Source organism: Neptunomonas antarctica, assembly GCF_001305295.1.
Classification (GTDB): Bacteria; Pseudomonadota; Gammaproteobacteria; order Pseudomonadales; family Balneatricaceae; genus Neptunomonas; species Neptunomonas antarctica.
This window is the reverse complement of sequence record NZ_LJSI01000011.1, coordinates 1-6,850: the sequence shown is the minus strand read 5'-3', so window position 1 is coordinate 6,850 and position 6,850 is coordinate 1. Positions and strand designations below refer to the sequence as shown.

The following is a 6,850-nucleotide window of genomic DNA, read 5'->3' as shown; positions in this document are numbered from 1 at the left end:
CGAAATGAGTCAATAGCCTGTTGGAATAAAAGTCATATTTTTATGAAAATATAAACCAGAGCACCAGAATTCACATCCTGATCTTAAAAACATCTCCAACGCCTACCCTGCTATTCAATCACTGAACGCTCTATCAGCTTGAGCTCTTTGCTTTTATCGGCGCACGTAGCAACAGCACTAACGGCATAGCGGCCAATGTAATCCACATCATCAAACGAAAGTCCTGCAAATATGCCAGTGTTGCAGCCTGTACAGTGACCTCTTTGTTGATAGCAACCAAACCTGCCGTCGTTGATATATCATAAATACCTGCGTCTTGAGCTTGCTGTAACCCTATACTGAAAGGCTGAATATACTCAGATAAAATCGCATGATTAATCTGCGTACGCTGTGCCAGATAGGCTATAACCATCGAGATACCGATACTACTACCCAGATTACGCAATAAACTGAACAGTGCAGTCCCTTCATTACGATAATGTGCCGCTAAGCTTGAAAAAGTTATCGTAGACAACGGAACAAAAAGGAAACCCAACCCTAAACCCTGAATCATACCCGTACGGACGATTTCGAAGCTATCGACTTCAGCTGTAAATTTTGTCATTTCCCAGAGCGAAAAACTTACCAATATCAAGCCTAATAAAATCTCATACCTGGGGTCTACTTTCCCTGCGAGCCTTCCAACCACCATCATACCAATCATTGTTCCGATACCGCGCGGCGCCAACACATACCCTACATCGATAACAGGATATCCCATCAAATTCTGCATAAACGGGGGTAACAACGCCATTGTCGCCAATAGAATAATACCAACAATGAAAATAAAAATTAGCCCCACACTAAAATTACGATCATTAAACAAGCCCGGCTCAATAAAAGGCTGTTCACGCGTAAATATATGAGTAACGAACAAATAAAATGCCAGACCAGATACTATTGCTTCAATTATTACTTCGGTACTAACGAACCAATCTAACGATTGCCCACGATCCAGCATCATCTGTAAACATCCGATACTGATCCCAAGCAATGCAAAACCCATCAAATCAAAACGACGAGTACCATCTAAAGGCGTTTCTTTGACGTATCGAACCAACCCAAACCACGCCAACAAGCCAAACGGCAGATTGATATAAAACACCCAGCGCCAGCTATAATATTCTGTAAGGATACCCCCCAATGAGGGCCCTAAAATCGGCCCCAACATAACACCCATTCCCCACATTGCCATAGCCGACCCATGCTTTTCAGGAGGATAGGTGTCTAACAATACAGACTGAGATAGTGGAACTAAACTGGCACCAAAAATTCCTTGCAGAAGCCTGAAAAAAACAATTTGATCGAGGTTTTGAGCAGCACCGCACATCATCGAAGTCACGGTAAAACCAACAACTGACCATATAAAAAGGCGTTTTCGCCCTATCTTGGCCGAGATAAACCCCGTCAGCGGCATAAAGATAGCAGACGCTACTATGTACGAGGTCAACACCCAGGAGATTTGGTCCTGAGTAGCCCCCATTGCTCCCTGCATATGCGGCAATGCAACATTTGCTATTGTTGTATCCAGCGCCTGCATAATCGTGGCAAGCATTACCGACATAGTAACTAATAGCCGCGAGGGTACTTTATCTTTAAACGGTTGATCGGCGACGATACTGGTCATAGGGTTACAACATCATTCCGAATAGTGAGCGTTTTTGCCCTGTATCTATCTCCGTAATAGCACTTAAACCAGCCCTTAATTCGGGTAGATTATCAACAGTATCCAGTGTGATCTTCACAGGTACACGCTGCGAAATTTTCACCCAGTTACCTGTTGCGTTCTGTGCAGGAATAACTGAAAACTCTGCACTGGTCGCCGGACTAACACTCTCAACAACGCCAGACCACTCACTATCGGGATAAGTATCAATATGAATCGAAACCGGCAGCCCGGGATGCACATGAGTTAACTCTTTTTCTGTAAAATTTGCCTCTATCCACATATGATCATTCGACACCATGAACATCGCCGTTTTACCTGCCGGCAGATACTGGCCCGGTTTGGGCGGCAAACTCAGCGTGCCTGCCGTCGGGGCATGCACTTCGGTATAAGAAAGGTCCAATAAGGCCTGCTCTAACTCCGCGTGTATTGCAAGATAGTCAGAGTGTTGCTTGATTGGGCTATCAATACTCCCTCCCAACTCTTCTGCAATACGTTTTAAGTTTTCTTTCACAACTACAATTTGCAATGCAGCCAGACTAGTTGTTTGTTTGGCATCTTCAAACTGAGAAGTCGATACATAGTGACGATTTAATAAGTCGGATTGACGTTTCTGTTCTTTAACAGCAAAATTATAACGACTTTCTGCCAACGCGAGCTCTGCCTGAATTTCACGATAAGAAGCTTTAAGCACCACCAGCTGTGTATACACCTGCGCTAATTCAGCTTCTGACTTTGCGACCGCTACTTTATAAGGAGCAGCATCCAACTGGAACAATAACTGACCCGCCGCTACCGTCTGATTTTCCTTAACATCCACATGCTGTATCTTTCCTGAGACCTCTGCACTTATTTGCAGCATATCGGCTTTTACATAAGCATTATCAGTTTCCACATAGCGACCGCCATACAGGTAGAAAAAACCAATAATTAACAGCCCGAGCAGCGGCACGACCATCATCAGCAGCAACCGCATCAATTTACGCTGCTGCAATTTATTGCGTTGAATTAATTCTTCACTGCTTAGCTTAGGATTATCAGCGGCGACATTCACAAAAAAACTCCTATTTAAAGTATTAACTACAATTCATCAGATAACAGAGACGCACGCATTTTTTCCAGTGAGAACAGCAGGTTTTCAATCTGCTCCTCCGTCAAATCACTTAAGGCCTCATTTCTGATAACCTCAATCACTTTTTTTATTGACGCCAGATGCGGCTGAGCAGCCGACGTCAGATACACCTGATGTGCACGCCGGTCCTGAGGATCTCTGCGCCGTTCAACCAGACCATTCTTCTCTAACTCATCAAGAAGACGCGCCAGAGTTATAGGTTTCACTTCAAGAGCTTCAGCCAAATCAACCTGCCTTACGCCTTCGCCTTTCGCGACATAAAGCAAGGCTCTTGCCTGCGCCAATGTCAGGCAACTGTTATTTTGCTTCTGCTGATAAGCCCGACGCATCAAGCGGGCAACATCGAATATCAAAAAACCTAATGTTTCTTTCATAGACAGTTTAGAGCCTTAATTTAGTAAGCATTGCTTATTATAAGCTTACTGCAGTAAAATTTCAAAGCGCTACTGTAAAGCGATATGTTCTTGATGAGCACTTGAATGAAGATGATCAATTTGCTCGCCTGCTACACATCAGGAGATATTCAGCTGATTACACTACTGAGTAATGCTAAAAATGAGATGGTTTTACGAGGGAAAATAGGAAGCAAGCTCAGATTATAAACTTAATATTTAGCCGTATTTAGATGCTTTTTATTCAATCACGACTAGCATTAACTACTAGCATTTATTGCTGAGAGGGCGCTAGCATATGATTACCCGACTTACCCGCACCAGTCATATGCTCACTATTACTATGGGCATGAGACTCGCTCTCTGCTTTTGCTGAACTCTACTGTTTTCATATGCTCTTTCTCATCGTGAGCCTGTGCAGAAAACGCTAATATTAGTGAGGAAACAGCAACCAATACGCTGAATTTTTGCTTCATCCACACCGATATGGGCTTTCAAGCCAAAGTGCGACTGATTGCCTTTTTGAAGGGCGGCGGCCGTTGCCGGCCTTAGAGTAATGAGGCTCGATTACCGACGCCAGCCTCAAGGAACTAGCGATTCCATACGCCCTGGACAAGCGGCCAAAGAACTCATCCAAAACAGAGAACCCAGACAAAAGAAAACCCCGGCGATTTGCATCACCGGGGTTTCAAAACAAGACTTAAGAAATAATTACTTGTTAGCTTTACGCTCTTTCTCTTCAGCAATAACCTTCTCAGCGACTGAGTTAGGACATGCAGCGTAGTGTGAGAACTCCATAGAGAACTGACCACGACCAGAAGTCATAGTACGCAGAGATCCGATATAACCGAACATCTCAGACAGCGGAACATCCGCCTTGATGCGAACGCCTGAACCTGCAGCTTCCTGACCTGAGATCATGCCACGACGACGGTTAAGGTCACCGATAACATCACCAACGTGATCTTCAGGGGAGAACACGTCAACCTTCATGACCGGCTCCAACAACTGTGGACCCGCTTTAGGCATAGACTGACGGAAAGCGCCTTTCGCAGCGATTTCAAACGCCATCGCAGAGGAGTCAACCGCGTGGCAACCACCATCGCAAAGTTCAATTTCAACATCAAGCACAGGGAAGCCCGCCAGCGGACCTGTATTCATCATGCTCTTGAAACCCTTCTCGATAGCCGGGAAGAATTCCTTAGGTACGTTACCACCCACAACTGAAGAGGTGAACGTAAAGCCAGTGTTCTGCTCGCCCGGCTTGATGCGGTAGTCGATTTTACCGTACTGACCTGAACCACCAGACTGCTTCTTATGGGTGTAAGAATCTTCCAGAGGTATAGTGATAGTTTCACGGTAAGCAACCTGTGGCTGGCCTACGATCAGCTCAACGCCGTAGGTACGCTTCAGGATGTCTACTTTGATATCCAGGTGAAGCTCACCCATTCCTTTCAGGATTGTTTCGCCAGAGTCATCGTCAGTCTCAACGATGAAAGTAGGATCTTCTGCAACCATCTTACCGATCGCAATACCCATCTTCTCAGCTCCACCTTTATCCTTAGGTGTAACTGCAATCGAGATTACTGGCTCAGGGAATACCATGGCTTCAAGCGTACATTCATGCTTAGGATCACAAAGCGTGTGACCTGTTTGTACGTTTTTCATACCTACAATTGCAAGAATGTCACCGGCTTGAGCAGAATCCAGTTCTTTACGCTGATCGGCTTCCATTTCACACATACGACCAATACGTTCAGTTTTACCTGTAAACGAGTTCAGGATGGTGTCGCCTTTCTTCAACTTACCAGAGTAAATACGAATAAAGGTCAGAGCGCCAAAACGGTCCTCCATGATCTTAAATGCCAGTGCGCGGAAAGGCTCATCAACGGAAACAGTCGCAACTTTACCCGTTGGCTCGCCGAACTCATCCGTCAGATCTTGTGGGATAACATCTGTTGGGCTTGGCAGGTAATCTATAACTGCATCAAGAATAAGCTGGATGCCTTTGTTTTTGAATGCAGAACCACAGTACGTTGGGAAGAATTTAAGATCTCGAGTACCCTCACGGATACAACGCTTGATATCTTCCATAGAAGGCTCTTCACCGTCCATGTAAGCCATCATCAGATCGTCATCTAACTCTACCGCTGTCTCGATCAACTGCTCACGGTACATTTCAACATCTTCTACCATGTCGGCTGGGATGTCTTTGATCTCGTAGTTTTCAGGAAGACCAGTGTCATCCCAAACGAAAGCCTGGCGAGTTAGCAGGTCAACAACACCTACGAAGTCTTCTTCACGACCAATAGGAAGAACCATGATGAGCGGCTTAGCAGCCAGTACTTTCTCAACCTGATCTACAACGCGGTGGAAGTCAGCACCCATACGGTCTAACTTGTTTACGAAGATGATACGGGAAACACCCGAATCATCGGCATAACGCCAGTTAGTTTCAGACTGAGGCTCAACACCACCAGAACCACAGAACACACCAATACCACCATCCAGTACTTTCAAAGAACGATAAACTTCTACAGTGAAGTCAACGTGCCCTGGAGTATCGATGATGTTCATGCGGTGATCTTTCCAGAAAGTGGTGATCGCCGCTGACTGAATAGTAATACCCCGCTCAGCTTCCTGTTCCATGAAATCGGTAGTAGATTCACCATCGTGAACCTCACCTGTCTTATGGATTTTACCTGTCAGCTTCAGGATACGTTCGGTAGTGGTCGTTTTTCCCGCGTCTACGTGGGCAAAAATACCGATGTTACGGTAGTGTGATAAGTCAGACATTTCTTCACTCGAATATTAGGGGGCATAAAATGGGCATTATAATACAGGATTTCGAACGTGATTGTGCAGGCTTTCCGTAGAAGAAAAGCCCTTTTTTTAGATAAAAGAGTACATTCTCGCCAAAAAATCGCTGACTCAACACCTTGCAGGCTTCCAACGTGCTGTTTTTATATCAATTCTATCAGCAGGTCAAGCACCGATCTTTCTCCTGACGGACAAATCCCGGCAAAACTGACAAACTACTCTCTTTAGTAAATGCTCTTAATCCAGATTACATTTTGTGCTTTTTCTGAACAATACCATTTTGCTGCTGTACTTCACGAACGAACTTTAAAATAACAGACATTTCTGAAAAACCAATTTCTGTTTGAGCCCCATATCTCCATAGGGCCAATGATGTTGTTGCACACCTTTGCGTACAGCGGAAATAACCGACTGGTTAGAATGATGCCCTGGATTGTAAATACCATGGATCAAAGGGGGTCCCTTAAGAGAACCTTCAGCATTATCACCGTGGCATTCTGAACAGGTGTGATTAAACGCCAACTGCCCCTTTTGAGCCGACTCAGATAAAGCGCCTATCTTGACATCCACATGGCCATTGAAGTGCTCTGCCAATACGACAGGGCTGGTTTAACAAAAAGCCCATCACCAATATCCCGATTCCCCAGTTATTCTTAATCATTATCATGATTCCTTAAAGATGAGAGTGTGCCATAAGGTTAATCCTCTGTAGTCATGCGGCTAGTGCTATCCGCTATCATTGCCCTCGCGCTGTAAGGATCTGATATTGAGCGGCAGACAACTCAGGCAGACGCTTGAGAA

The 6,850-nt window shown here is 45.0% G+C and carries 5 protein-coding genes; all 5 read right to left on the bottom strand.

Going from position 1 to position 6,850, the window contains the following annotated elements; genetic code table 11:
* Positions 1–133: 133 nt before the first annotated feature.
* The gene (locus tag Nant_RS00085; protein ID WP_054339606.1) at positions 134–1,666 is read right to left on the bottom strand and encodes a DHA2 family efflux MFS transporter permease subunit; all 1,533 of its coding nucleotides are present in this window, start codon (positions 1,664–1,666) and stop codon (positions 134–136) included.
* 4 nt (positions 1,667–1,670) lie between these two features.
* Positions 1,671–2,759, bottom strand: a complete 1,089-nt coding sequence (locus Nant_RS00080) for an HlyD family secretion protein (RefSeq protein ID WP_202904913.1) — start codon at positions 2,757–2,759, stop codon at positions 1,671–1,673.
* A 26-nt stretch (positions 2,760–2,785) separates the two neighbouring features.
* Complete coding sequence (locus Nant_RS00075) at positions 2,786–3,211, bottom strand: MarR family winged helix-turn-helix transcriptional regulator (protein ID WP_054339605.1); 426 nt, start codon at positions 3,209–3,211, stop codon at positions 2,786–2,788.
* Positions 3,212–3,940: 729 nt separating this feature from the next.
* Positions 3,941–6,025, bottom strand: a complete 2,085-nt coding sequence (gene fusA, locus Nant_RS00070) for an elongation factor G (protein ID WP_054339604.1) — start codon at positions 6,023–6,025, stop codon at positions 3,941–3,943.
* 330 nt (positions 6,026–6,355) lie between these two features.
* On the bottom strand, positions 6,356–6,619 hold the full coding sequence (locus tag Nant_RS21865; protein WP_162224912.1) for a c-type cytochrome: 264 nt from the start codon (positions 6,617–6,619) through the stop codon (positions 6,356–6,358).
* Positions 6,620–6,850: the final 231 nt, after the last annotated feature.